The sequence below is a fragment of the Spirosoma areae genome (genome assembly GCF_054781775.1).
On the sequence record NZ_BAAGTT010000034.1, the window covers coordinates 142,558 to 167,899 of the forward strand.

A 25,342-nucleotide genomic window follows, 5' to 3' on the forward strand; every position below is an offset into this window, starting at 1 on the left:
GCGCCTTCTTTTCATCGTAGCGTTTCCACGATGACATAGGGGCTGATTTTGCCGGTTTACGCGGTGCTTTTGCCATTTTCCTGTGAAAAATTTTGAGTTGATAAATTGGTTTGGCCCCGCCCGCTCCATAGGGTTTAGGCGGGGCACTCTCTACGTAAATTGTAGCTTACCGGCGATACCGGCGTTTTGGTGAGAGACCCAGCGCGGGGCCAATGACGGGCTTCCAGAGCAAGACCACCAACACCAACAGGATAGCCCACCAGTAATCGGTAAAGAATTTGGTGATGGTGCTCGTGGTGTCGGGTGCGGAAAAAACGGTAGTCGTGCCACCGCCCGAAGTGGTCGTAGTCGTGGTGCCGGTGGTTGTGCCAGCCGTAGTACCGGTGGTCGTGCCTGTTGTGGTGCCGGTGGTTGTGCCAGCCGTTCCCGACGTGAACGTTTTGGTATCTTTGGGATAACCAGCGGCCCAGTCGGTAGAGCGGTCGAACCCGGTAACAACCTGAAAGCCATCGGCTAACGTTGCCTGTGGGAAACGGCTGTCTAAGGTCGTGCCATAGCTTTCGTTCATGTTCAATGCCGCTTTCAGGTCAGCATCGGGGGCCGAAAACTTCGCCTGCATATCGGCACTAAAGCCCATGTTACCTAACCAGGCTACGGGTTTGGCATTTGCCACATTGCCAGGGTCAGTACCCACCACATACCGCTTGGTGCCTACGATGACTTCAAAAAAGGGCTGCGTACTGGTTTGCTGCCCCATTTGGCTAATCTTTACTGTTGCCATTTGTTTTTGCTGTTTATTGGTTGTTGTTTACTGCGTTGAAAATCTGTGCGTTACGACTTCTTTTTCTTCTTATTGAAAAACAGAAAGTACGCGACCAGCATGATGACGATGAAGGTTACGATGATGACCGTTGGGCTTGAAAAATCCAGCCCGAAGATTTTTGGCGTGGCTAAGGGTGCCGCTGCAACCGCCGTTTTGTTTTGCCCAATCCGAATCGTACCGTCAGCGTCCTGACTGATGTTGTCATAGCCTGAATTGGCCAGGCTCGGCCCGTCCAGTACACCGGCTGCAACTAAGGCGGCAATGGCTTTTTCACCGTACTTGAATACCAGGTCAAGCGTATTGGTTAGTTTGGTGTTGCCGGTTTTGGTGGCCGCTGCTTTGGTGGCTGTTAAATCCGCCAACAGTTTGGGGTCGGAAATGCCCGATGAGTAATCCGCGTATTCGTCACTGGTGGGGTCAACGCCCCGGTCTTCCAGATAGCCCGCAATGTCGGTCGTACTCACGCCGGTCATTTGCTTGTCAAACCAGCCCTGCCACCAGGCATCACTATAAGTTTTCCCGGCTACGGGTTCGGTATTGTCGTACATGGTCGTTACAGTTTTGGCAGTTGGAAATCAAACCCGTTTTTAATGGGTATCTGAAACCCTTCTGCGTAAATAAGCCCGTCGATTTCCAGCCCAACCTTTCCGCCTTTGAGCGTTGTCCAGATTCCCCCAGCGGCATTCACCAGGTCAAAATACTGCACGGCTACGGCTACATTGATGACCGTTTCCTGACGCGGCCCAATGCGAACCGGGCTATCAATGGTGGCCCGGCCTAAGTATTGCCCGGCGGTGTTAATATCGGCCTGAACGCCTTTAAGGTTGATGGTTCCCCCGCTTGGATTGATGACCCGAAGCGGCAACAGAAAGGAGAGTTGGCCACCTTTCAGGCTGATTTCTTTGGGTAGGCCAATCTGATAATCTAAGCGCGTGGCGGTGTTCACTTTGTAGAGAATCCAGAGCGCGATGAAGACCACCAGGGCCAATATGATAAGTCGTTTGTTCATCGGCGGTTACGTCGTTTACTCATCCAGTATATAAATGCCAGAAGCACGATTGCCCCGCCTATCCAGTAATAAATGGCATTGGGATTGGGGGCTTCCTGCGTGGGTTGTAGTGGTGTTGGTGTTGTGGTTCCCGCTTTGCCATACTCCGTTGCCAGGGCGTTCCGAATCGCGGCAAGCTGCTTAATATCTTCGGTGTATTGCTGTATAAGCGATTGCGCTTTGTAGGCTTCCAAATTCCGGCTTGCCTGCGCTCCTCCTTCAATAGCCGTAATGACTGAACCAATTCCGGGAAGCAAACCCAACGCGGCTGTAAAGGCTTTTTCGAGTGTTACGGCGGTGTCTCCGTTGATGCTTTGGATATACCCTAACAGGTCAAGCACCCGGCCCCGAATGAAGTTTACCCGTGCATCAATGGCCCCAATGCGCTCTTTTAGCCATTCCGTTCGATTTGTGCCGGTGGTGTATTGGAGCTTAACGCCCTCTATTGTTGTCTTCGACTCCTGATTTATCCTGTCCATTACTGGCCAGGATGGGAGTTGGTCATAGAGGAAGTTATCACAGTCGGTTCCAAAAAAATTACAGGAGCCGGGCCGTACAATGCCCGTATCTGTTTTCGGGTCAAAGTATTCGATTACGCCATTATAGATTGTATTTAGGTCTGCCATTGACTCCACCGGAAAAGCACAAAATAACCACCTTCAAGAGCCAGAGGGTTAGCGTTTTACACGCTGTTTGGTGGGGTGTTACACTTTATTTTTTCGTGTAAACAAAAAGCCCGTTCCTGCGTGGAACGGGCTTGCTATGGGAATTAACCGGGTGGTTTTCTATTTGGTGGTGCGTAACCGATTTTCGACCCAGCCAATTATTTCGTCTGCCTTTTGGAGTCCAGACGTGGAAATGCCCACATCTAATGCGCCATCATAGCCCATAAACATGTGCAGATTTTCGTAGGCCACATTAAACGAGGTTAATAGTTTTTTATCCAGCTTCGTTAATTCAGCGCGGTAAAAATCCTCGGTCTTGCGGCCTTTCTTTGGTTTAGGCGTAACGGCATCCAGTGCCAGTAATACGCCGGTGTAGGCCTGATACCCGGCGGTTTTTACATATTTCCGGTCTTTATAGACGCCACCTTCTTTCTGTGCGCTTTTGCTTAGGGTTTGCCGGGCGTTGTCAACATATCGCCGGGCTTCCTGTATGGGGTCTGTGTACATGGTGCAAATCTACGTAAGCGCCTACTTGAGTCAACCGGGGGGCTTAGCCTTTGTAAATGTAGTTTTCGGGAACGCCTAAGAAGTCCTGAATGTGATAAACTTCATTACAGTCGGGCCAGGTAAGCATACTGCCGCTTTTTCCCGAAATGATTTGGTAGTTGTTTCGCCTGCCAACCGGCACCTTTGCCAGGGAAGGAAACTTGCGGATTGGCAAAATAATCTCGCGCCCGTCTTCAAGATGTACGTTAAACTTACCCGGCTTGGGGAACGTCACCTTTTTTATTTCGGGTGTTACATACACAAAACCTTCTCGTTTGTTGTCCATCTCAAAGTTTGAGTTTTAATGGGGTTATTTTTTCGGTTCCAACCTTACGGTAAGCATCAAGCAATTTGCTTCGATTCGACTCAATCAACTTAATCACTAATTTCTGCTCTTTCAAGGTTAGTGGCCCCGTCTCGGCAAATTGAGCGGTTTCAAGCCAAATCTTAGCGTATTGTCTACTCGCCTTCTTGGTTTTGTAAACGTGCAAGTGGGGCGGTTCGTTTCCTGTTATATCGAACATAACAGCAAAGAATGTCAGAAATTCGTAAACAGCAATTTTGGGCATGTGTCACGCTAAGTTAGTCGGTTTGGTGTCTATCACAAAGTCAGGCCAATAGTCTCGCGGTAAGTCTGGTAAAAAAGTCTGTTGCGCGAGTCTATTGGCTGACTGTTCAGTTAAAAGGGTAAATCATTCTCGTCACTATCCCCGCTCATGGCCAGGGCGGGTTTTGACTCGGTTTGTTCCATCGGTTTCGACTCAACAGCCGGGCTTTTTTCGGGACTGTTGCCACCTAATAATTCAATGCCGCGAACCTGAATGCCAAAGTCAACGGCGGTTTCTTTGGCCGCGTTCTGGTAGGTGCGAACGTTGGGTTTTCCTTCCACATAGACCTTTGTTCCCCGCGTCAGGTACCTGGCTATGGCCTGACTTTTGGGCTGATAGATACAGTTGTACCATTGGGTTTTTTCGACCTCAATGCCCTCACGGTTTTTGAATTTCTCGTTACAGGCTACTGAGAAGGTGATGAATGATTCGCCGTTGTGCTGTTTGATAACGGCATCCTGACCGACGTTGCCGGTAATGGTTATGCGCTGCATCGTGTTTGGGGTTATGGTTAACTGATTAATTGGTAATTCGGTTTCTTCATCGGGGTCGTTCACCCAACTACGCAAGGGCGTGAAAAACGCCCGTTGCTACTGTTGGGTGTTAAAACGGCATAGCATCAGTGATGTCAGCCCACAATTCCGCTTCTTCGTCATAGAAGTGTGTGCCATTGACTTCAACAGGCTCACGCCCTGTTCGCTCAATCATTTGGGCTTTCGCGTAATCAATAGCTTCATTCACCGTATCGCATTCGATTCCGGTCACGCTATCAAATTGTGTGTTCGCTGGGTGAATCCAGACGAAGAAAGGAGGGCCAACAAGGTCGTTTTCGTGTGACATGCTGCTTAGGGGTTAGTAATGGTATTGTTGGGTGAATTAAGTCCGCGTAGGTCGTGACTTCTTGGCCATTTCTTCAATCTGACCTAATACCATGCTTATGCCAGCGGCAAGCCCTCTTTCATAGTCGGAAGGTTCTTTATTTAGTCTCAACATTTCCATGTCTCCCTTTGCAACGTTTTTATACGTTTCGCAAAAATCGACCAGGCAATCCATTTCGCTTTTTGTAAATCGTCTCATGTGTTTTAGGGTTATTGTGAACTGAATAAACGGGTAAGTTTTTGACTGCGGTTGTGTTCCCGTTCGGCACGGGTCAGGGCTTTTTTCTGGTATTCCACCGGCTGTAGCATTCCCTTCAAATCGTACTTAATAACCTGTTTTAACGGCATTTTCGGGGCAATTCGGAACAGACTACTATCCCGTTTGTACAAAAATCCTTCGTAGGGTGTGGGGGAATTTTTGCCGTGATACTGCAAGTCAGTGGGTTTACCGATGGCAATGTCAAATTCGGAACGCCGGGCAGGTTGGCCGGTGAAGGGGTTAATCAGGTTATCTTCTACTCCGTCTACACTGGTTTGGGCGTCGTACTCATCCTTCCAGGCTTCCCATTCCTCCGACACTTCGGCAAAGCCCGTTGCCGGGCCATCGCATGGTTGTTCTTCCAGTTCGTCCGGTTCTAACGCATTGAAATTCAGGAGGGATTGCCGATAGAAGGCACCAAAACGGCTGTACATGCGTAGGTTCTTGGTATTGGTCAGGATTTCATCAATCAGCAGTAAGTCATATTCCCCGTCGGTGGTTTGAATGCAATCAGGCTTAAAGTGGTATTTGATGCACTCCAAAACGCCTGACAGATAGTGATTTAGGTCGGATTGGCCGGGCTTGATGTAGTCCTTTATCGGGTGTCCTTTGCGGTCTAAAACGATGTTGTTCTGCTCATCGCGCTGCCAGGTGTACAGCGTTTCGTAGTGGATGCCGGAATAGGTGGAGTCGTTGCCGGTCTGCTTGCGCCAAAGCCGGTCGATTACTTCGCGGACGTGCTCGACGGTGTAGGTCGGGTGCTGAAGGATGAAGCTGTGCAGGTGAATATGAAGCCCGTGCGATTTGGAGCGTTTGACCTCAATGCCATATTCACCGGCGTAGATGTACTGATTCCATTCCGGTTCTTTCCTCATGGCCGTGAATGCCTTTATTAACTCCCTCGCAAAGAAGCGTTTACCCTCCCATATGCCGTTACTGTGTGGCACCGTCAGCACCATATGCACGGGTTTGTAATAGTCTAAGAGCTTCACCCCTACCGCGTCGGTAGCCGTTTCGAGAAACCGATAATACCGGTTCCTGACAATCTGCGATTTGCGCCAGTTCCAGACATTATCCAGCCGGTGTTTGGAGTACCAGAACGCTAAGGGTTGCAGTTTCTCTTTCCCCTCGTGCTGAAACCGGGCGTAATAGCCCTTCGTATCACAAACCGCATAGCGCAAGGCCACTAAGTGCTCAAACCGGCTTTCTAACTCATCGCCAAAGCGGGCGCGTTGGTAGATGCTGTGTGCCATCCGGTTGTGTTCGGTCTTGGTATCGGGCAACTGAATGTCATATAGCCCTAAATACTCGTCGATTTGGTCACGTAGCCGGTTGTTCAGGATTTGTTTGTTGCGGACGGTGTAGCCAAACCGATTTTGCCGGGCAAGGCGGGTCTTGGAATCAGGGGAAAGGGTGTGCATTCGGGGGCGGTTTTTAGAGGAAATTCCTGAAAGATGTTTCTAAATTTATAGATGTTTCTAAATTTATCGAGAGAGAGCCAACACGCTGAATTTCAGGCGATTAGTCAAACTCACTAAACGCGACTGTCAGGTGTTTTATGATGTCCACGAATGCCTGTTTTTGCTGGGCATAGTCGGCCTCTAAACGGGCTTCGTTATCGGCCTTCATCTGGTCGATTGCGCCGGTAATGTCATCGAGGGCGGTGAGGTAGCCGGTGTTGTAGTTGTGGGATTGGGTTTTATCCTCCAGGCGGCTGTAGCGTATGCGCCGGATTCGGGCGGCTAATTCAATCAGGTCTGCGTTCATTGGGATTATACAAATAGGTGTAGTTGGGTGGCCGGGGCTTTGCCATCGGGAGTGCCGATGTATTCGAGGTTGCGGAAAATCTCAATCTGCTCTTTCAATAGGTCGATTTGCCATTGGCCGGGATAAGGTTTCATGTACAGTTGCCAGAATGCTTTTTGCTTTGTCTCTAAGGCTGACAGATACTTTTCACACAATTTGCGATGCTGACGAAAGGTGTGTTTGAGTGGCATAGCGGCTTGACTAGTTAGGGGAGTAGGTTGTAACGCTGCGCGTTACGGCGGTTTTTCCTACGTCGGCTTGTCTGGTGGCCAAAAAACATGACAGCATTATCATTTTAAGGCCGGTGCGCCGGACCGTTTTGCACCCGGCGCGTTGGCTTGGAGCTATCAAACGCGCCGGGGCATGTGGCAACCAGCATAAGCACACGCTACGTTATCCCGGCAGAACCGCCTGGTAAACTGCTTGGGGAGTATCCTACGTGCTGAACCCGTGTGGGGAGTCGAACCCCAACCGCCCCCGGCCCCTGGAGGGGAGCATGGGCTACGGGTTATTGTTCCAGCGTTCCAGGGCACGGGCGAAAACCTCAATGAAACTGATGCCCACGACCAGGAAAGCGGCAATCATTGGTAAGTAGGTTTTTGAGGGATGGTGTGTAGGTTTGTGACTGGTGGCTTCGGATGCTCAAAAAATCGGTAGGCGGTGAATAAGGGTGCATTGAAAATTTTTACGCAAAACCCGTCTTCCCGTAAGACATCGTAGGAGAAGCCCCAGGACAAAAAATTGACCTTTAAAATCATTTTGTACATGACTGATTTCGTTACATCTGCCTTGTCTTTCATATCAGCTTATGGGTTATGGACTGCTTTGGGGCTGTCTGTCTTATGGAATACCTACATTACTCTTGCATGGGTAAAGCGGGAAAAACATCTGCAACTCGTTGAAATCGGGCTTGAAAACCTGACCCCTAAAATCAAATTTGAACTCAACAAAGACGAAAAATTCAAAGCCATTGCTACCGAAAACATTGGGCTAAAAGCCGAAAATCAACTACTTAGAAATCAGGCGAAAAGCCTACCTATTTTCATCCTTTTAGGCCTATTGATTGCGACCTCCCTAAGTCGTAGGGCGAATCGGCAAAACGATTTAGAACGCGGCAATGACAGCGAACCAACTCAATGAAGCGAACTCACTCATGTAGCCTTATCAGTTAAGGTTTGGCGATTGGCCGAAAACACTTCATAGGGTTGGAAGTCAATGCGGTTGGATAGCAGTTCATGGAGCGAAACGCCCAAATACCACATGAGCAGGGCCACCGTTCGGGCTTTTGCTTCGCCTAAATCGGTGCCTTCAATTAACAAGTAGCTTTTAAAGTGCCACCACTGGCGGTAGCTTTCCAATTCGGCTTGCATTTTATCGCGCTCGGAGCGGGGCAAATCCATAAAACGTTGATACAGAGCACGGTTTGCACTAATAGTCAAGTTTTCCGGGGCGGTTGTTGGTTGGGATTGCATTGTTCTACACTTTATTTTACTGACCCTACACTAAATTTTATCGTGTATTACTGAACTTTGGCATAACTTTCGTGTGTAATGACAGTGCAATAGTAAAGACAAAAAACTTTACATGTAAAGTTAAATAAACATTTTTTATTAACACGACCTCTAAAATGAACGCAGAAAAGCACAATGGGGACACTATCAGGCTGTTAGCCGAAAGTAAGGGAGTTTCCGTAAAAGAGCTCTCGGAAAAAATGAACGTGACTCGGCAGGCCGTCTATGAGGTATTTAGGCGAGATAACGTAAAGTTTTCTACTGTAATGAAGTTTTATCAGGCTTTAGGCGTAAGCCAGGTGGATGTAGAAAACTTTGAAAACAATCATATAAAAGAAAAATTAACTTTTATTGAAGAGAATGACAAGGAGTATTTAAGAACAATAATTACACAACAAGCGAAAGCATTAGTCGAAAAAGAAAGGCAACTATCGGAACAGACTGCTACAATTGCACAACTGGCGCAATCGAATCACGCACTAATTGTGCAATTGGGAAAGTTTCAGGCAAGTGAAATGCTGGCAGTGGCCTACGCTTAATTTTTTTAGCGTTTTGCTTACTGTTTTGCTTGCTTAGGGCCAAAAATGGCCTTTCCAGCTAATTAGGAGGGTAGATAGTAAAAAGCTTACTTTTACCCACACGTTGTCTTAAACCAAGCGAATGGAATCACATCTTCCAACGTTATTCCCCCCGGCCGACAAATCGGACTGGCTGGCGCAGGTTCAGAAAGAGTTAAAAAACGAAGGCATTGACGAAATCCTGCGCTGGCAAACTGGAGAGGGATTCACCCTCGAACCCTACTACATCTCAGACGAGCTGACAGCCTTGCCACTTGAGGCTATCCAGGCGGCTCAAAAATCGTTTCCTGGCTGGCTAAACGCCCCCGAACAACGGGTTTCAGACGAGAAAACCGCTAATGCAACGTTACGATATGCATTGGAACGCGGAGCTGATGCGCTCGTAATTAAGCTGTCTGCATCGGCTGATTTAGCCCGGCTCCTGAATAACATAAAACTTAGTGAAACGCCTGTTTTCTTTCGCTTCGAATCAGGTAATGGCAACACAACTGAGTTTATCCAGTCGTTGAAAATCGTAGTTCCCTACCAACTCAAAGGCGGTTTGCTGGCTGACATGAACGACAAAACGGCTGAGATTACCCGCCTGACTGCCGATTCGCCCCTGTTTCGGACGGTCTGTGTGAGTAGTCATGCGTTTCATAATGCCGGTGCTACGGCCACTCAGGAACTGGCCTTCACACTGTCTTCTTTAGCCGATATGTATGACAGGCTGACGGATGCGGGCCTAAGCATCGATCAACTCGTTCCGAAAACAATTCTGTCTGTTTCCGTCGGCACCAGTTATTTTCTGGAAATCGCCAAACTCCGCGCTCTGCGCGTGTTGTATAATCGCCTTCTCAGCCATTATCCAGTATCCAGTATCCAGCACTCAGTATTTATCCACGCTCAAACCTCTACCTTCTACGACTCGACGGCCACACCCTACACGAACCTGCTTCGCGCTACGACCGAATCAATGGCGGCAGTTATTGGTGGGTGCGATGTGCTGACGGTACATCCGTATGATACCGTTCTGGACGAATCGAGTGAGTTTTCAGCCCGCATTGCCCGAAATGTTTCGGTATTGCTAAAAGAAGAAAGCTATTTAAACAAAGTTGCCGACCCATCGGCAGGGGCCTATTATATCGAAATCCTTACGAATCAATTCGTTGAGTCGGCCTGGACGTTGTTTCTGGATGTTGAAAAACAGGGGGGATCCACAAAAGCGTTCAACAATGGTTACATTCCAGACACCATTGAACAAGCCTATCAGACGAAAGTGGAAGCCGTGCGAAATGGGAAAGTGCTGGTAGGCGTCACGAAGTTTCGGGTTGATGAAGATGCTAATGTAAACCCTAAAAGCCGGGACACCGGACGGCCTGAAGGAGACTTTATCGGCTTATTGCCCAACCGGCGGCTGGCCGGGAAATTTGAGTAAACCCTGATTAGGTATGAGACCCAACTTCACCAACCTACCAAATCCATCACCAGCAAGCCAGCAGCGGGTGGTGAACACCATGCCCCATGCGCCCCGCCCCGCCCCTTATACCACCGCCGAAGGCATCAAACTAAAGCCCTATTTCACGGTTGCTGACGTAGAGCCGCAAAATTTTACCGGTCCGCCGTTGCGGTCTCTACAGGCTGGCATTCCGCCGTTTTTGCGCGGACCTTACGCCAGTATGTATGTCCGCCAACCGTGGACCATCCGGCAATACGCGGGCTTCTCGACTGCCGAAGCCTCAAACGCGTTCTATCGGCGTAACCTTGCTGGTGGACAAAAAGGCTTATCCGTCGCGTTTGATTTAGCCACCCACCGGGGCTATGACTCCGATCACTCGCGCGTTGTGGGCGATGTAGGTAAGGCGGGTGTAGCGATTGATTCGGTTGAGGATATGAAAATCCTGTTCGATCAGATTCCCCTCGACCAGATGTCGGTGTCGATGACCATGAATGGAGCGGTGCTGCCCATTATGGCCTTTTTCATCGTCGCGGCAGAGGAACAGGGCGTTCCACCGGAGAAACTGTCGGGCACGATTCAGAACGACATTCTAAAGGAGTTCATGGTGCGGAACACCTACATCTACCCGCCCGAACCCTCCATGCGGATTGTGGGCGATATTTTCGCGTATACGGCGCAGTACATGCCGAAGTTCAATTCCATCAGTATCAGTGGCTACCACATGCACGAAGCAGGCGCACCGGCCCACCTCGAACTGGCGTATACGCTCGCCGATGGACTTGAGTATATCCGAACCGGGCTACGAGTGGGCATGAGCATCGACGATTTTGCCCCACGGCTTTCGTTCTTCTGGGGTATCGGCATGAATCACTTCATGGAGATTGCCAAACTGCGGGCCGGGCGATTGTTATGGGCGAAAGTCGTGAAGCAATTTGAACCGAAAAATGTAAAGTCGCTGGCATTACGAACCCACTGCCAAACCTCGGGCTATAGCCTCACCGAGCAGGACCCGTTCAACAATGTGGCCCGCACGACAATTGAAGCCCTGGCGGCTGTGCTGGGTGGAACGCAGAGCCTGCATACCAACTCGCTCGATGAAGCCATTGCCTTACCAACGGATTTCTCGGCCCGGATTGCCCGAAATACGCAACTGTATCTGCAACACGAGACCGACATCACCCGCGCTATTGACCCCTGGGGCGGGTCGCATTACGTGGAGTATCTGACTATGGAACTGGCCGAAAAAGCCTGGGCGTTGATCGATGAAGTGGAGCAATTGGGTGGCATGACCAAAGCCATTGACACCGGCTTGCCCAAACTCCGCATTGAAGAAGCAGCCGCCCGGAAGCAAGCCCGTATCGACTCTGGTAAAGACGTGATTGTGGGTGTAAATCGTTATAAACCCGAATCTGAAACTAAAATTGACCTGCTGGACATCGACAATCAGGCTGTGCGCGAAAGCCAGATCACCCGACTGAAAACAGTGAAAGCAGGGCGAAATCAGTCGAACGTAGAAAAATCGCTGGCCGCGTTGACAGAAGCGGCCATGACCCCTGCTCCACACTCCCGGCCCCCGGCCAAAAACCTCCTCGCCCTCGCTGTTGACGCGGCCCGCCACCGCGCTACTCTCGGCGAAATTTCTGACGCTATGGAAAAAGCCTTTGGCCGCCATAAGGCCACCATCCGGTCCGTATCGGGTATTTACTCGGCGGAGGTTTCCGATGATGAAAATTTCCGGCTGGCCCGCCAACTGAGCGACCGATTTGCGGAACTCGATGGCCGCCGTCCCCGGATTCTGGTGGCCAAGATGGGGCAGGATGGTCATGATCGGGGCGCTAAAATCATTGCTACCAGTTTTGCCGATTTGGGCTTCGATGTGGATATGGGGCCATTATTCCAGACACCCGACGAAGTAGCCCGGCAAGCCGCCGAGAATGACGTCCATATCGTGGGCGTATCGAGTCTGGCGGCTGGGCACAAAACGCTGGTGCCGCAACTAATCGAGGAGTTGAAGAAAATTGGCCGCGCCGACATTATGGTCATTGCCGGGGGCGTAATTCCGGCACAGGATTACCAGTATCTGTATGATGCGGGCGTTAAAGGTGTGTTCGGACCGGGCACGGTGATTTCGATAGCGGCTCAGAAGATACTATCGGAGTTGATGAGGGAGTAAGTTTTTCTTATCTTCACGTAACAACAAACGACAACATGACTGACGATCTCGTAGCTGAACTCTTAGATGCTCCCGACGCTAAACTCATTATTGAACGAGTACAGGCTGTACTTAATAATGAGGCTACGAAACGACAGGCATTTTATGAATGGCTTCAGGACGACGTAAAAGCCGAGTTTATTAACGGCGAAGTTATTATGCACTCGCCCGTGAAGCGCAGGCATCTACGAGCCAACGGAAATTTAACAACGTTGCTTCGTGTCTACGTTCAGATGCATGACTTGGGTGAGGTGGACACCGAAAAAGCACTTATTACACTCACCCGAAACGATTACGAACCCGATATCTGTTTCTGGCGCAAAGATATCGCCGATGAATTTACCGATGATACCATGAAGCACCCCGCCCCCGATCTGGTCGTAGAAATCCTTTCCAAAGGCACTGCCAAACGTGACCGTGGCATTAAATTCGAGGATTACGCGGCCCACGGTGTTCGGGAGTATTGGTTAGTTGACCCTATTCGCCAGGTCGTCGAGCAGTTCCGGTTAGACGAGGAGTTCATGGCCTTTGATGCCGTTGGTAATTTTCACCTCAACGATACCCTAACAGCTCTGACTGTTAGGGGCTTTGCCATTCCTATCCGGGCCATTTTCGAGAGCGAAGCCAACGCCCTAACGTTGAGAGCGTTGCTGCAATAGCGGCTGCGGCTGACATTATTCATCAAGTAAATTTTCCAGTCTACTTCTGAACGGGTCATTACCGCTAATAAGCCGCCCATCTTTCAAATAGCCAAAAAACTCTGCATAATCCTGTGGGCTGAGAAAATGGAATAGATACGTCTGGTTCATCTCATTTTCTGACAGAGCCATATTGAGGTCGCGAAAGTGCTGTCGGGCGTAGCGTAGCTTAGCTTTATTTTCAGGGCTAACGTCGTCATTAGCCTTAATCTCTGCAACAACTACGTATTCCATATCACCTGATTGAATCAGGATTAAGAAGTCAGGATTAAATTTCGCTAACCGACTATGTTTGCCCGCGTCGGATGTAATTGAATACTCAATCTCATAAAATCGCTGATTTTTTGATTTTACCCAGGCGGTTATCTTCTCCGCATTCTCTTGTTTTGTCAGCAATTCGACAAACTTTCGTTCTGGTTCGGCAGTGCTGAATACCAAATCAACAGGCGTTTTAAAGAGAGCAGTTTTAATTTCTTTCCTTGAACTAAACTTCAGCGATTCGTCTTCAACAACCGCAACACAAACGGCTTTGACATCATCGTCAGTTATCTCAGATTCAAAATCAGGAGTATAGAATACCGTGCTGTCCCGTCGCAAACTGCCAACGGATAACGTTTCACGTTCACGCTGCTTAGTATTTATCTTTATTAAGCCTGTCGCTACGCGTTTCGTGATGAGCGTTTTAGATTTCTTTCGTAAAAGTGTGTTAAAGGAGTTGAAAATGGCCTGCTGGTTATGTTTATCAAGCCAGTCACCAGAAATGGCGCGGCTGGCCATTGAGTTTCTAATAAGCCGTTCTATCGTTTCTTTTGGCGGTAAATTATTTTTTGTGTAGTCACCGTCTTTCAGTTTCAACGTAACACCTTCCCACTCGCGGAGCCTGAATTCTTCATAAATTTTATTAACGACACTATCAACCGAAAATAACTCTTTTTCAATCCGGTACTCAACTGAATGCTCCTGTGCTTTCGTGTTAACAAACGTAGTGGTAGGCGTGTATGCATCAATTTGGGCAGCCAGTTTAATTTCCTCTTTTGAGTAATCAAAAACAGTATTAATTCTGGTGGTTGGTGTCTCTTCCTGCGTTTTATCGTAATTAATAGTATGGATTGTAAAGTGATATTTTGCCCGTTCTCCCTCCTGAATTGGCTGAGCGACCAATTTCATTTCAAGTTCAAGAATTTCATCTACCAAACCTTTGATTTTACCGGTCCAGTTATCATGATTAAAAACTGTAACGGTCGCCTTTGGGTAAGACGGAGGTAATCGTAACCCACGTCCAAGTACCTGTGCAATAAGGAGTTTGGAGTTAAAGGCCCGCTCTTCCATCGGCACAATTTGAAATACATTCTTCACGTCCCAGCCTTCGGTAAGCATTGAAACCGACACAATCCACTCAAATTGACTTTGCGGCTTGTCAACGTTAGGCAAATACAGGTCTACGTTTTCTTTATGTTTCGAGGTTACTATCAGGACTTTGTGCGCCCGAACCTCGTCAATAGAGAACTGCTCTTTAGCGGCCAAAAATTCACATAGTTCTTCTTTGAGTTGTTCGGCCTGCCTAATTTCCTGTGTAACCAACAGCGTTAGCGGCTTTAAGCTGCCGTAGCGATCTTTGTTAGCCTGATGGTTTTGGTATATTTTCTGATATTTTTCATCACGTTCCTGCGTCTTCTCATCTTTAGCCACATAATCCACCGTTTTCACGATGCGGTCTTCAATGGCCTGGCGAAGTGAGTAGCGATAAATTACATCATTGAAATAGTCGCTTTCTACATAGGCTGTTCCCGTAAAGCCCAACAGATACTGGAATCCATGACCGCCATTCAGCAGAAACTCTTTCCATTTTTTAAGGTCTTTACTCTCGGTATCATTTCCCACTATTTTGTTGTAAACGTGGTGAACTTCATCGCTTAAAACTAAGCAGGTTTGCCCTTTTCCAAAGCCTAAACTGTCCTGAATTGAACTGCTGTTTCGGCTGTACACCGCATGTATATTTTCAATGCAGATATCGCCATCCTGAATAGTATGTGTTGCATCTGTAATACTGGGATTGGCAAAAACCGCTGTCGCGGGAATAGCACTTTTGAGTTTGCTATTAGCCGATAAGTCGATAAATTTTTCGGTCAATCCTTTTTCAATCGTTATCGAAGGACAGAGTACCAGCACTTTATCGACCAAACCCAATCCTAACGCGATTTGGGCTATACCGTACATGGCATAGCTCTTGCCTGTTCCAGTGGCTAAATCAATCGTTGCCGAAAGCCGGTTTGGCAGTTGCAACCGCCGGGTATAGTCGTTCAGATCCGTGTAACGTTCGCGCAGGGGTTCGTTTTTGTCGTAGTTCTCCTTAACCAACTTTTCAATAGTGGTGTACCTTCCTGAGAAAAGATAGATGATGGCTGTTTGTATAGCTTCCTTCTGATAGTCCCGGTCTTGACAAAGAATGTCCAGGAACCGATCCCAGGCCGAGAGATTTAATTTGATTGGGTCAAAATTTTGACTTGTAGCCAACACCAGATCCTGCGTGTTAAACGTCTTGATTTCCTGCATCGCTACGCTCGTTTGAACTCTTCCTTAAATTCGTTACCGTAAACGTCTACATACACGACTCCGATTCGAGGGCCTGTTTCGCCAAGCGGTATTCGCAGATCAGTTTGATGTTTAAGCTCGTCGCGCAGTTGGTCTACAAACAAATTGCCACCCTCTGCTTCGGCTTGTTCCAGTTCTTTCTGCTTTTGCTTTTTGGTAGCGATCAAGTCGGCGGCAAACATGAAATTGGTCATTACGAACTCATTGCCATTATAATTGGCATCCCACAACACCATTGACAGGCTCTCAAAATTGGCCATGTCGCGCCCGGTCCCTTCCTCTGAGTATAGCGAGGTAAACTCCCTGATAATAAGTATATCGCCTGCTAATTCGCTTTCCACTTTCGGCTGTCGCATGAAGTGAAAGCCAACGGCGTCGGCCAGTTCATTTATCTTATTTTTGCTCTGAGGCTGGCGGAATTTCAAAAATTCCTTCTTGTGCAGTTCCTGAATAATCTGGTACGGCACTTTCAGGAAGTAGTACCGAACATTTTCTATCTCGTAGTAATCCGAAATGAACCCAACCCGGTTGGCGGGAGCAATGAGATAAAAGCGGTTTCCGATGCGTCCCCGTAGTGAAGAGTGTAGGTCGTTCAAAAAATCTTCATCAACTTCCGATTCGCTGAAATCCCAGAAATTCCAAATCATTGCGTAGCTGCCGAATCGTTCACCATCTACCATAATTCCATTAATACGGTGCGGCTTGTCTTCAACCTCAAACAGATTAAGCACGAAAGAGCGATACTTGTCGCGGTCGAGTTCAAATAGCTTTGGTAGATTATAAAGCCCTGTATTGACAGTTGCAAACGTGCGGGCGGGTTGGCCGTATTTCTGAGCAGGATTAATAAGGTTCTTACTGTCCTGAATTTGTAACAGCCGTTTCTGCATCGTGTAGAACGATAATTTTCCAATGTCGCATGTAATCCAGCGTCGGCCAAGTTTTTCGGCAACGGTCGCCGTTGTACCGCTACCGCCAAAGAAATCAAGAACAAGGTCGTCTGGATTTGTTGAAGCCAAAATGATTCGCCTAAGAAGTTCTTCAGGCTTTTGTGTAGGATACTTCAGATTTTCTATTCCCCCTTTGATTTGAGGACAATCGTTCCAAATAGTTTGCAATGGTACACCATCATGTTCATCGAGGTAAATTTTGTAGAAAGGCCTGCCAGTGGCAGTATAGTATATCCTACCTTTTTTATCAGCATCGTAAAACTTATCCTTAGACCACTTCCATGCTTCTGTAATACCATTAATAGTGTAGGTTACACCTTTACCTCCTGGCCCTACTAAATCACCTAAGCGGTAATACCTTCCATTGGTTGGATCAATTCTATAATCTCGCTTTATTGTTTTTTCATCAATCTTAGTAGTTTGAGTGTACCAGATATAGTTTTGAGATTTGCTGTAGAAAAGTATAGTATCATGGATATTACCATATGAGACCAGACTTTTGTCATTATGTGCATCTGCACGTTTCCAAATTATCTCACCTCTGAAATTAGATTCGCCAAAAATTTCATCTAAAACCGCTTTTATATAATGAGATTTTTTTGAATCCAGATGAACGTATATCGCTCCATCATTAGATAGCAGTTCCCTTGCTACTACTAATCGCCGACGAATGAACTCCACAAAATCACTACCCTTCGCTTTGTCACTGTAGGCTAACTGCCCTGTTTTGCTGTCAAAATCTGAGGCTGTTCCAAACGGTGGATCGATGTATATAAGTTTAACTTGCCCCTTTGCCCGGTCGCGTATAAGGTCATCGGTGTTAGCGTAAAGCGTTTTCAAAAATTGCAGATTATCACCAAATACCATTAGGTTACGCCAGCCATCAGCAAAGCCTTGACGGGTGCCATTGAAAACTTTTTCGACCTGCAAAGGCATAGCTGTAACGCCGTCCTCATCGGCTAAGATGTCCTCTTTTCGCATCTTGCCTGCGTACACTAACTCATACTCTTTCTGAAGCGTCGGGAAAAGTTTGTATTTGAAGTCGGAAGGGATCGATTCGCCTTTTTGGAGTCTATCAATCAGGAAATCACGTTCTTCGTCAGGCAGTTGCAGCATTGGGCAGTTACTAAAAGCGTAACTACGAAGAAAATACAACTGAAAGTATAAATTCAAAACTGATAGTAGTATATTCGTAACCGTAAGCACTAATAAACCACTTCTATGGAAATGCTTAATGTGGGGAATAAAATCAAAAAGCTTCGCGAACTCCGCAACTACACCCAAGACTACATGGCCGATGCCCTACAAATGTCGCAAGCCGGTTATGGGAAAATAGAACGCGACGAAACAGACATATCGCTTTCCCGGCTACAACAAATTGCGGAAGTACTCAAAGTAGGCTTGAACGACTTGATTGGCTTTGACGAGAGGATGGTGATTTTTGGTGCTATGAACACTCATTCTTCGGCCAACAGCGGCATATTTTTAGGAAAGGACAATTTTGATAACGAGCGTAAATTATATGAAGAGCAGATTAAACAGCTACAGGAACAAGTACAGCATTTGAAAGAATTGCTTGATAAGGTATTAAGCAAGTAAACTATTACTGACAAAAAAGAAGCCCGTTCCTGTGCGAGGAACGGGCTTCTCTATGCAAACCTAAAGGGTCTTTGAAACCTTTTAGGTTTGTCCACTAATACTTATTAATGACCGAATCGGGCAACACCTTCACGTCGATACCAAACGCCTTGAGCAAATTCGCACGGTTGTTCTGACCGTCGACATAGGCCGGGTTAACGACCATCGACCGGTTGTAGTAGTACGAGGCCAGTTCAAGCTTCTGCCGGTTGTTCTGCGCCTGGCCTTCGCCCTGATAAATTACGCCGAGGTTGTTGTAAGCGGGTGCATAGGCATTGGCCGCCCGAATGGTTTGCTTATAATAATGCTTGGCTGAATCGACGTTGGGCGTAATTTTCTGAAACACATAGGCCATCGAGAAATACGCTTCGCCAAAATTGGGGTATATCCGGGTCGATTCCTGCAAGTGATCAAGCGCCCAGCGGCCGTGTTTGTTGGCACGGGCAATGTTTGTATCAATCAACACCTGCGCCTTTTTGACCTGCTCAACCGATGGTTTGGGCTTGATGGCGTTGGTCGCATTGGCAATGGAGTCGGCTTTAGCCCGGTCTTTCAATCCTTTCTCAATCCACTCATTGGCTACGTGCCGCTGCACCTGGCAACTATTGGGCGCATAAGGCAGGGCCGAGTTGAACAGCACGAAATTATTCTCCCAGTCGTGGTTACGCTCAACCGTTTTGAAGGAATACAAGCCCGCAACAACGGCCATCAGCCCCAGCAACGGTGCATAACGGGCCAACGAAGGGCGAGTCGTTGCTTCTCCAGTCAGGTTAGCCGATTCGGCGGTAGCACGTACCAGTAATTTTTGCAGTGCCCAGATTAAAACAAACCCAAAACCCATGACGGCTGCGTAGGAAAAACGCTCGGCGAAGATGCCCCCCCGAATCCAGATAAAGCCCAGCCCCGGCGCCATCGTGACGAAGAACCAGAAGATGCCGAAACCCCACAGGGTTCGTTTCATAAAGCCTTTCCAGGCCAGCCACAGTAAACCCAGGAACGTGAAAAAGCCAGCCCACGTCAGCAAATCACCTTTCCCGCCCGACGGAATGACGTTGTACGAATAATCATAGACCAGCGGATGCGGCAGAAGCAGCAACCGGATGTAGTATTCCAGAAACTTGAACATGGTAGACTTCTGCGTCTTCTCAATGGCGTAGGGGTAGTTGGCCCAATCGACCGGCGGGGTGCCGCTCAGGGTGCCAATCATTTTCTGTTTCTGGTAGAAAAACAAAGCCGCTACGATCAGAAACGGCCACAGGCTGATAAGCGACTGCCAGACGTTCCGGCGGGCAAACCAGTACTGCATAGCCGGAATCAGGGCTAAGCTGACGATGGATGATTCTTTGGACAGAAAAGCAAAATAGAGCGACACACAGGCCAGGCCCATCCAGCTTGTCGACAGAGCACCCATAATGACGACCCCTAACATACCGCCCACGGTACTGCCCAACGTGTTTACCATCAGGCTGCTGCCAATTACCCAACCCCCTACAACCGAGAACAGCCCCATAATGCCCCCCAGCGGCCAGTCGGAAACCGGCCCCTGAAACCAAAGTCGGGTGCCGGATTCTAAGTGCTTCCAATAGGACAGCAGCATCAGCGAAATAAACAGAAAACTCAGCACTTCATCGCGGCCTTTTATGTTGGCCACAATTTCGGTATGCAGCGGATGCGCGATAAAGACCAGCCCAATTAAAAAGGCCGTAATGGTTTGATTGGTTAGCCACTTCTGGAGCAACACACCAACGACTAAGCCCGTTAGCGCATAAAGTCCGGCGTTAATCATGTGGCTGATGTTCGGATTATCTTTAAAATATTCCTGCTCGAGGGCAAAGGTGATGAGCGACAGGGGCCGGTAGTAGCCCAGCGAAATATTACTGAAGTGCCAGAATTCGGTGCGGAGCAAATCAGGAATGCCCGCAATACCTTTCTTCACGAACAGATTTTGACCGATAGCGGCAATGTCATCGAGCGCGTATTGATGCCCGAAGGTGTTAATGTATAAGGCAAATCCCAGAAGAGCCAGTACGGCGGGTGGCCACCAGGCAACATACCGTCTGGCAATTGGTAAGTCGGGCGGGGCAGGTGTATTCACGGACTTCGCAGCGGCAGGGCGTACCGGCGGGCGCTGATTGGTCTCAGTCGGGCGGGCGACACTCGGCCGGGCGGGACCGGTTGTGGTCGTCGCGACAGGTTTAGGCGCTACCGAGCGAGGGTTCTCGTAACTTTGTGATTGCTTTTTTTTAGCCATAACAGCAGGTGCTCGTCTATTGGGGACTTAGCAATTCTTTACTTAGTTTTAGAAAATAAGCTAAATACAGATTCACTACATTTATGGATTGATTGTAAAGTTCCGTAAGAATGTCAGCAAAATCAATTCAAGTGCTACCTCAACTGAAAACTATTATTTTTAGCGTCGCCCTGGGCGCACTGCTGTCGGGTTGTTTACGCACGATTCCGCCCCAAACAACCGGTAGCGGGTCCACGACACCCACCCGCGACGATAACCTCGCTTTAGGTAATCCAAGCGGAGCATCCAGCAACGACCCGAACAACTACCTGATGGTCAAGTCCGGTTATGCGCTTTCGTACAGCCGCGACCGGGGCATTGCCAACTGGGTTAGCTGGCACCTGAGTGCGGCCTGGAAAGGCGACAGCCGTCGTACCAACGACTTCCGGCCCGATGGTAGTTTGCCTTCGGGCTGGTTCATGGCCAGACCGTCTGACTACACCAACTCGGGCTTCGACCGGGGCCACCTTTGCCCATCCGACGACCGCGACGGTTCGCCAGAGGATAATGCCATCACATTTCTCCTAACCAACATCGTGCCACAAGCGCCACGACACAACCGCGAGGTCTGGAAAAATTTAGAAGAGTATGAACGTCAACTCACTACGAACGGCAATGAGGTGTATGTTATTGCCGGAACGTGGGGAGCGGGCGGCACCGGGCAAAATGGCTATGCAACGACCCTGGCAAGCGGAAAACTGACGGTTCCGGCAGCTTTGTGGAAGATTATTGTGGTGTTACCGACCGGCTCCGACGATGCCCTTCGTATCTCGACCAACACCCGGATTATTGCCGTAAGTATTCCCAACAACCAGTCGGCCGCCGACAAACCCTGGCGGGCCTACCTGACCAGTATTGACCAACTCGAAACGATGACGGGCTACGATTTCCTGTCGAACGTACCCACCGAAATCCAACGCCTTATCGAAATGCGGATTGATGGAGGAAACAGCTAAGTGATCTTACGTCCCACGGGGTTAAACCCCGTGGGACGTAAAGTACTCATCAGCGATTATTTTTTCTCAACGGCATGGCCGCCAAACTCATTCCGCAAGGCGGCCACCACTTTTCCGGTGAAGGTGTCATCCTGCAGGGAGCGATACCGGGTCAATAGGGAAAGAGCAATAACCGGCGTTGGTACGCCCAGGTCGAGGGCGGTTTCGAGCGTCCATTTACCCTCGCCCGACGAGAACATTTTACCCCTGATTGTGTCTAATTTAGGGTCTTTGCTAAACGCGTGCTGGATTAATTCCATGAGCCACCCACGAATCACCGAGCCATGTCCCCACATTTTGGCAACGGCCTCGAAGTCGAAGGGGAACTGGCTTTTTTCCAGTACCTCAAACCCTTCGGCAATGGATTGCATCATGCCGTATTCGATGCCGTTGTGGACCATTTTTGTAAAGTGTCCACTGCCCGCCGGGCCGGTGTAGAGATAGCCATCCTCCACGGAAATATCCCGAAATACCCCATGCAGCGGTTCAACCACGTCGGGGTCGCCCCCAACCATGGTGCAGGCACCGTTCAGGGCACCACTGATACCCCCGCTGGTGCCGCAGTCTAAAAACCCAACTCCTTTTTCTTTCAGATAGTCGTGCCGCCGAAGCGAGTCTTTGTAATGGGAGTTTCCCCCGTCAATAATGACGTCGCCGGGATGAAGCACCGCTAACAGTTGCTCGATGACCTTGTCGATCAACGGCCCCGCCGGAATCATCAGCCACAATACACGCTTCTCGGGTAGGGCGTCATACAAACTCTGCAATGTATTAACGCCCTGCGCGCCCTCAGTTTTGATCTCGTCAACTAAGGCTTCGTTAATATCGTAGCCGACAACCGTATGGCCGTGCTTTAGTAGATTGATGACGAGGTTGTACCCCATCTTTCCTAAGCCAATAAATCCAATGTGCATATCAATCAATGATTTGGGCGGTCAAATTGGCGATTTTTTCTGAAACCTCCGTCCGTCGTGCCAGGAGATTTTATGAAGTCCGCTAATTTCATTGTTGATTTTCACGCTGTCATTTTCAGTTGTCTCAATATATAACCATTAGTATAACAGTTTAATTTTTTATACGCTCTCAACGGTAATTAATATAATTTATAATATACTTATAAGTATTTATAAAAAAAATAGCGTTACTAAACGGGGTGACAATCAATTAGTAGAAATTTCATTTAGGAAAAGCATGAGGTATTGCCATAAATGTTAGTTTTGGTCGAATGGTCCCATTCGTAACCTAACCTGTACGACTATATGTTAACAAAATCTCTATCTGTTCTGGTTTTTCTGCTCTGTGCAGGTGTAGAAACAGTTTGTTTTTCACAGCAAACGGCCGCCGATTATTTTACTGAAGGAATTACCAAAAGTAATGCAAAAGATTTTACCGGGGCTTTGCAGGCATTCACAGCAGCCATTATTCTAAACCCTGAAAATGGCCCGAGTTACTACAACCGCGCTCTGGCAAAAATTAGTTTAAACGATATTCAGGGAGCAAATTCAGACCTCGATCAATCACTCGAACTGAATCCGGGCGATGCTAACGCATACCTGTACCGGGGTCTGAACCGCACCCGGCAGGAGGATTACCGGGGAGCCATGCAGGATTTCAACCGGGCCATCGAGCTTAACCCCAACGATGCCTTACTGTACTACCAGCGTGGCCTCTGCCGACTACAAATCAATTACATGAACAGCGCCCTGGCAGACTTTAACAAAGCGGCTTTGCTGGACCCGACAGATGCCAATATTCTGACCGCGCGGGGCAACTGCAAAACACAACTATCCGACTACAAAGGGGCCATTGCTGATTTCGGTTTGGCCCTCGAAAAATTGCCGGCTAAAACGCAGGCATTGACCGGCCGTGGGTATGCACGCTTCAAACTCGAAGATTTTGAAGATTTTAAAGGCGCTATGGTCGACTTTGGCCGCGCACTTGAACTAAGTAAGGACGATGCCGAGCTATATTACCGGCGTGGACTGGTACAAACCCGACTCGGCGAATTTCAAAACGCCCTCGCCGATTTCGACAGGACGATTCAACTCAACCCGACCCATTTTAAGGCACTCTTTAGCCGCGGTTTCTGCAAAAGTCGACTGGGGAGTGCGAAGCAGGCCGTAACCGACCTCGACAAGGCTATTGACATGGGCAATGTTACGACTCAGACGAAGACTTACTATAGTGATTTTATCACGGCTAATACCCTGCAACTGCTGGGTTCGGTGGTGCAGGAGCGGTATAAAATGACCGAGCTTGCCGACGACCGCTCCGATGCTCATTTGGTGCGGGGTATTCTACGAAACTCGGCAGGCGATGGCAAACTGGCCCTACAGGATTTGAACCGGGCCGTTGAGCTGAATCCGGTCAATGCCGAAGCTTATTTTATTCGGGGGCTGGTTCGCTCCTCGCTTGGCGATCAGAAAGGCTCACTAATCGACTGCAACAGTACTATTAAACTAAATCCACGCCATTCGGAAGCCTATTACCTACGAGGCATCATTCGCTACGACACGGGCGACGAATCGAATGCCTGCGCGGACTTAAGCCGAGCCGGTGAACTGGGCTATACGCAATCCTACAAAGTGATTGGCGAGAAGTGCAATCGCACGCCCCGCCCAACGGCCATGCGATAACATACTTATTGGCAGACCTCAGTCAGGCGTAATCAGAAATGGCCTGACCATTTCTGATTACCTGTTTACAAACCGTTGAACTCTCCACGCCAGTAATGCGCCTAAAATTGTTCCGATGCAGTCAGCAACGACATCCTTCCAGTCGGCGGTTCGGTTAATGGGTAACAAATACTGAAGCAACTCAATGAATACGCCAAAAGCAAAACTGATTAGAACGATGCTATTCGGCCGGAAACCGGCAAGTATCCATAGCCCGGCAAACGGCATGAAGATGAGGATATGCAGGACTTTGTCGTTCCAGGTTTGCCCAATAAATAGCTGATCCTGCGGGGTAAGGCAGCCAATGAGCATAACAAGGGTCCAGAGAATGGCCAGCCACCGACTTGCACTTCTTATAAATGAATAGTTCATTCGGGCGCGTTGGTTCTCAGTTAGTTGATTTGAGCCGGTAGGTTGTCAGGAGCAGGAACGTCAGCATCAGGCTAAGCAAATATACGACATTGCGGGAGTCGATAATGCCCCGGCCCAGGGCACGGTAGTGCTCATCGAGGGCGAGCATGGATAGGTAATACGACAGACCACCGGGCAACGCCAGCCCCGCCAGGGCGCTTAGCCCGGCATAGAGCATAAAACAGCCAAACACGCCCAGCACGAACGCCACAACCTGATTGTCGTTGAGCGAGGACGCCCACACGCCAATAGCCACAAACACCCCGGCCAGCAGCACCAGCCCGATATAGGAGCCAAACACCCCCGCCGAGTCGATGTTGCCAATGGGTGAACCGAGTTGATAAAGCGTCACATAATACACCAGCGTGGGCAGGAGTGTTAGCCCAACCAGCAGCCAGCTTGCCAGAAATTTGCCGATCACCACCCCCCACCGGCTAACGGGCTTGGTCAGCAGCCATTCGAGTGTGCCCGACCGGACTTCATCGGCAATGGAACGCATCGTAATGGCGGGCACCAGAAAAAGCATGACGTAGGGAGTCAGGTTAAAAAAGGTGCCCATATCGGCATAGCCGTTTTCGAGCAGGCTCGTATCCGGAAACACCCACAGCAGCAAGCCCACCGCCGTTAGAAATACGCCCATGATAATGTAGGCGATGGGCGAGGAGAAAAATTGATTGATTTCCTTACGAAAAATAGCCAGCACGTTTTTGGTGATTGCAGGTTT

At 48.8% G+C, this 25,342-nt stretch carries 29 protein-coding genes; 9 read left to right on the forward strand and 20 right to left on the reverse strand.

Annotation, left to right across the window (positions count from 1 at the left end; translation table 11 throughout):
• Positions 1–166: 166 nt before the first annotated feature.
• From ACYVI1_RS19745 to ACYVI1_RS19805, 13 genes are all read right to left on the reverse strand, one after another.
• Positions 167–781 carry a hypothetical protein gene (locus ACYVI1_RS19745; protein ID WP_460912476.1) on the reverse strand — a complete coding sequence of 205 codons (615 nt, stop codon included), beginning with the start codon at positions 779–781 and terminating at the stop codon, positions 167–169.
• Positions 782–831: 50 nt separating this feature from the next.
• Positions 832–1,371 (reverse strand): hypothetical protein, encoded by a 540-nt coding sequence (locus ACYVI1_RS19750; protein WP_460912477.1) that lies wholly within the window; start codon positions 1,369–1,371, stop codon positions 832–834.
• 5 nt (positions 1,372–1,376) lie between these two features.
• On the reverse strand, positions 1,377–1,832 hold the full coding sequence (locus ACYVI1_RS19755; protein WP_460912478.1) for an LEA/WHy family protein: 456 nt from the start codon (positions 1,830–1,832) through the stop codon (positions 1,377–1,379).
• Entirely contained in the window at positions 1,829–2,497 is a 669-nt protein-coding gene (locus ACYVI1_RS19760) for a hypothetical protein (RefSeq protein ID WP_460912479.1), read from the reverse strand. Before ACYVI1_RS19760 ends, ACYVI1_RS19755 begins: the two co-directional genes overlap by 4 nt.
• A 159-nt stretch (positions 2,498–2,656) precedes the next feature.
• Positions 2,657–3,043, reverse strand: a complete 387-nt coding sequence (locus tag ACYVI1_RS19765; RefSeq protein ID WP_460912481.1) for a DUF5618 family protein — start codon at positions 3,041–3,043, stop codon at positions 2,657–2,659.
• Between the two features lie 43 nt (positions 3,044–3,086).
• Positions 3,087–3,368 (reverse strand): DUF2442 domain-containing protein, encoded by a 282-nt coding sequence (locus ACYVI1_RS19770; protein WP_460912482.1) that lies wholly within the window; start codon positions 3,366–3,368, stop codon positions 3,087–3,089.
• Position 3,369: 1 nt separating this feature from the next.
• Positions 3,370–3,651: a DUF4160 domain-containing protein gene (locus tag ACYVI1_RS19775; protein WP_460912483.1), complete on the reverse strand. Its 282-nt coding sequence runs from the start codon at positions 3,649–3,651 to the stop codon at positions 3,370–3,372.
• 110 nt (positions 3,652–3,761) lie between these two features.
• Positions 3,762–4,184, reverse strand: a complete 423-nt coding sequence (locus ACYVI1_RS19780; RefSeq protein WP_460912486.1) for a single-stranded DNA-binding protein — start codon at positions 4,182–4,184, stop codon at positions 3,762–3,764.
• 109 nt (positions 4,185–4,293) lie between these two features.
• On the reverse strand, positions 4,294–4,530 hold the full coding sequence (locus ACYVI1_RS19785; RefSeq protein WP_460912487.1) for a hypothetical protein: 237 nt from the start codon (positions 4,528–4,530) through the stop codon (positions 4,294–4,296).
• A gap of 36 nt (positions 4,531–4,566) precedes the next feature.
• Positions 4,567–4,767: a hypothetical protein gene (locus ACYVI1_RS19790; protein ID WP_460912488.1), complete on the reverse strand. Its 201-nt coding sequence runs from the start codon at positions 4,765–4,767 to the stop codon at positions 4,567–4,569.
• Positions 4,768–4,778: 11 nt separating this feature from the next.
• Positions 4,779–6,248, reverse strand: coding sequence for a hypothetical protein (locus ACYVI1_RS19795; RefSeq protein ID WP_460912490.1), 1,470 nt, complete (start codon positions 6,246–6,248; stop codon positions 4,779–4,781).
• Between the two features lie 100 nt (positions 6,249–6,348).
• Positions 6,349–6,594: a hypothetical protein gene (locus ACYVI1_RS19800; RefSeq protein WP_460912491.1), complete on the reverse strand. Its 246-nt coding sequence runs from the start codon at positions 6,592–6,594 to the stop codon at positions 6,349–6,351.
• Positions 6,595–6,599: 5 nt separating this feature from the next.
• Positions 6,600–6,824, reverse strand: coding sequence for a hypothetical protein (locus tag ACYVI1_RS19805; protein WP_460912492.1), 225 nt, complete (start codon positions 6,822–6,824; stop codon positions 6,600–6,602).
• 232 nt (positions 6,825–7,056) lie between these two features.
• Between ACYVI1_RS19805 and ACYVI1_RS19810 the strand changes: the two genes are divergently transcribed.
• Both ACYVI1_RS19810 and ACYVI1_RS19815 read left to right on the forward strand, forming a co-directional pair.
• Positions 7,057–7,224 carry a hypothetical protein gene (locus ACYVI1_RS19810; RefSeq protein WP_460912493.1) on the forward strand — a complete coding sequence of 56 codons (168 nt, stop codon included), beginning with the start codon at positions 7,057–7,059 and terminating at the stop codon, positions 7,222–7,224.
• 174 nt (positions 7,225–7,398) lie between these two features.
• Complete coding sequence (locus tag ACYVI1_RS19815; RefSeq protein WP_460912494.1) at positions 7,399–7,773, forward strand: hypothetical protein; 375 nt, start codon at positions 7,399–7,401, stop codon at positions 7,771–7,773.
• Positions 7,774–7,784: 11 nt separating this feature from the next.
• Here the strand turns inward: ACYVI1_RS19815 and ACYVI1_RS19820 are convergent, their stop codons facing one another.
• The gene (locus tag ACYVI1_RS19820) at positions 7,785–8,105 is read right to left on the reverse strand and encodes a hypothetical protein (protein ID WP_460912495.1); all 321 of its coding nucleotides are present in this window, start codon (positions 8,103–8,105) and stop codon (positions 7,785–7,787) included.
• A 155-nt stretch (positions 8,106–8,260) separates the two neighbouring features.
• On the opposite strand from ACYVI1_RS19820, the gene ACYVI1_RS19825 reads away from it, so the two are divergent.
• The 4 genes from ACYVI1_RS19825 (at position 8,261) to ACYVI1_RS19840 (ending at position 13,031) form a co-directional block, all read left to right on the forward strand.
• Complete coding sequence (locus tag ACYVI1_RS19825; RefSeq protein WP_460912496.1) at positions 8,261–8,683, forward strand: hypothetical protein; 423 nt, start codon at positions 8,261–8,263, stop codon at positions 8,681–8,683.
• 121 nt (positions 8,684–8,804) lie between these two features.
• Positions 8,805–10,139 (forward strand): methylmalonyl-CoA mutase family protein, encoded by a 1,335-nt coding sequence (locus tag ACYVI1_RS19830; protein WP_460912497.1) that lies wholly within the window; start codon positions 8,805–8,807, stop codon positions 10,137–10,139.
• A gap of 13 nt (positions 10,140–10,152) precedes the next feature.
• On the forward strand, positions 10,153–12,333 hold the full coding sequence (gene scpA, locus ACYVI1_RS19835; protein WP_460912498.1) for a methylmalonyl-CoA mutase: 2,181 nt from the start codon (positions 10,153–10,155) through the stop codon (positions 12,331–12,333).
• A gap of 35 nt (positions 12,334–12,368) precedes the next feature.
• On the forward strand, positions 12,369–13,031 hold the full coding sequence (locus ACYVI1_RS19840) for a Uma2 family endonuclease (protein ID WP_460912499.1): 663 nt from the start codon (positions 12,369–12,371) through the stop codon (positions 13,029–13,031).
• A gap of 15 nt (positions 13,032–13,046) precedes the next feature.
• Here ACYVI1_RS19840 and ACYVI1_RS19845 read toward each other — a convergent pair whose 3' ends face one another.
• Both ACYVI1_RS19845 and ACYVI1_RS19850 read right to left on the reverse strand, forming a co-directional pair.
• A complete protein-coding gene (locus ACYVI1_RS19845) occupies positions 13,047–15,623 on the reverse strand; it encodes a DEAD/DEAH box helicase family protein (protein WP_460912500.1) in 2,577 nt (858 codons plus the stop codon).
• Positions 15,624–15,625: 2 nt separating this feature from the next.
• A complete protein-coding gene (locus ACYVI1_RS19850) occupies positions 15,626–17,725 on the reverse strand; it encodes a site-specific DNA-methyltransferase (protein WP_460912501.1) in 2,100 nt (699 codons plus the stop codon).
• Between the two features lie 105 nt (positions 17,726–17,830).
• On the opposite strand from ACYVI1_RS19850, the gene ACYVI1_RS19855 reads away from it, so the two are divergent.
• Positions 17,831–18,208, forward strand: a complete 378-nt coding sequence (locus ACYVI1_RS19855; protein WP_460912502.1) for a helix-turn-helix domain-containing protein — start codon at positions 17,831–17,833, stop codon at positions 18,206–18,208.
• A gap of 94 nt (positions 18,209–18,302) precedes the next feature.
• Here the strand turns inward: ACYVI1_RS19855 and ACYVI1_RS19860 are convergent, their stop codons facing one another.
• Positions 18,303–20,498 (reverse strand): tetratricopeptide repeat protein, encoded by a 2,196-nt coding sequence (locus ACYVI1_RS19860; protein ID WP_460912503.1) that lies wholly within the window; start codon positions 20,496–20,498, stop codon positions 18,303–18,305.
• A 110-nt stretch (positions 20,499–20,608) separates the two neighbouring features.
• Between ACYVI1_RS19860 and ACYVI1_RS19865 the strand changes: the two genes are divergently transcribed.
• Positions 20,609–21,493 carry a DNA/RNA non-specific endonuclease gene (locus tag ACYVI1_RS19865; protein ID WP_460912505.1) on the forward strand — a complete coding sequence of 295 codons (885 nt, stop codon included), beginning with the start codon at positions 20,609–20,611 and terminating at the stop codon, positions 21,491–21,493.
• Between the two features lie 56 nt (positions 21,494–21,549).
• Here the strand turns inward: ACYVI1_RS19865 and gnd are convergent, their stop codons facing one another.
• Positions 21,550–22,446: a phosphogluconate dehydrogenase (NAD(+)-dependent, decarboxylating) gene (gene gnd, locus ACYVI1_RS19870; protein ID WP_460912506.1), complete on the reverse strand. Its 897-nt coding sequence runs from the start codon at positions 22,444–22,446 to the stop codon at positions 21,550–21,552.
• A 345-nt stretch (positions 22,447–22,791) separates the two neighbouring features.
• On the opposite strand from gnd, the gene ACYVI1_RS19875 reads away from it, so the two are divergent.
• Entirely contained in the window at positions 22,792–24,168 is a 1,377-nt protein-coding gene (locus tag ACYVI1_RS19875) for a tetratricopeptide repeat protein (RefSeq protein WP_460912507.1), read from the forward strand.
• A gap of 57 nt (positions 24,169–24,225) precedes the next feature.
• Here the strand turns inward: ACYVI1_RS19875 and ACYVI1_RS19880 are convergent, their stop codons facing one another.
• A complete protein-coding gene (locus tag ACYVI1_RS19880; protein ID WP_460912509.1) occupies positions 24,226–24,579 on the reverse strand; it encodes a VanZ family protein in 354 nt (117 codons plus the stop codon).
• Positions 24,580–24,595: 16 nt separating this feature from the next.
• Entirely contained in the window at positions 24,596–25,321 is a 726-nt protein-coding gene (gene gldF, locus ACYVI1_RS19885; protein WP_460912511.1) for a gliding motility-associated ABC transporter permease subunit GldF, read from the reverse strand.
• Positions 25,322–25,342: the final 21 nt, after the last annotated feature.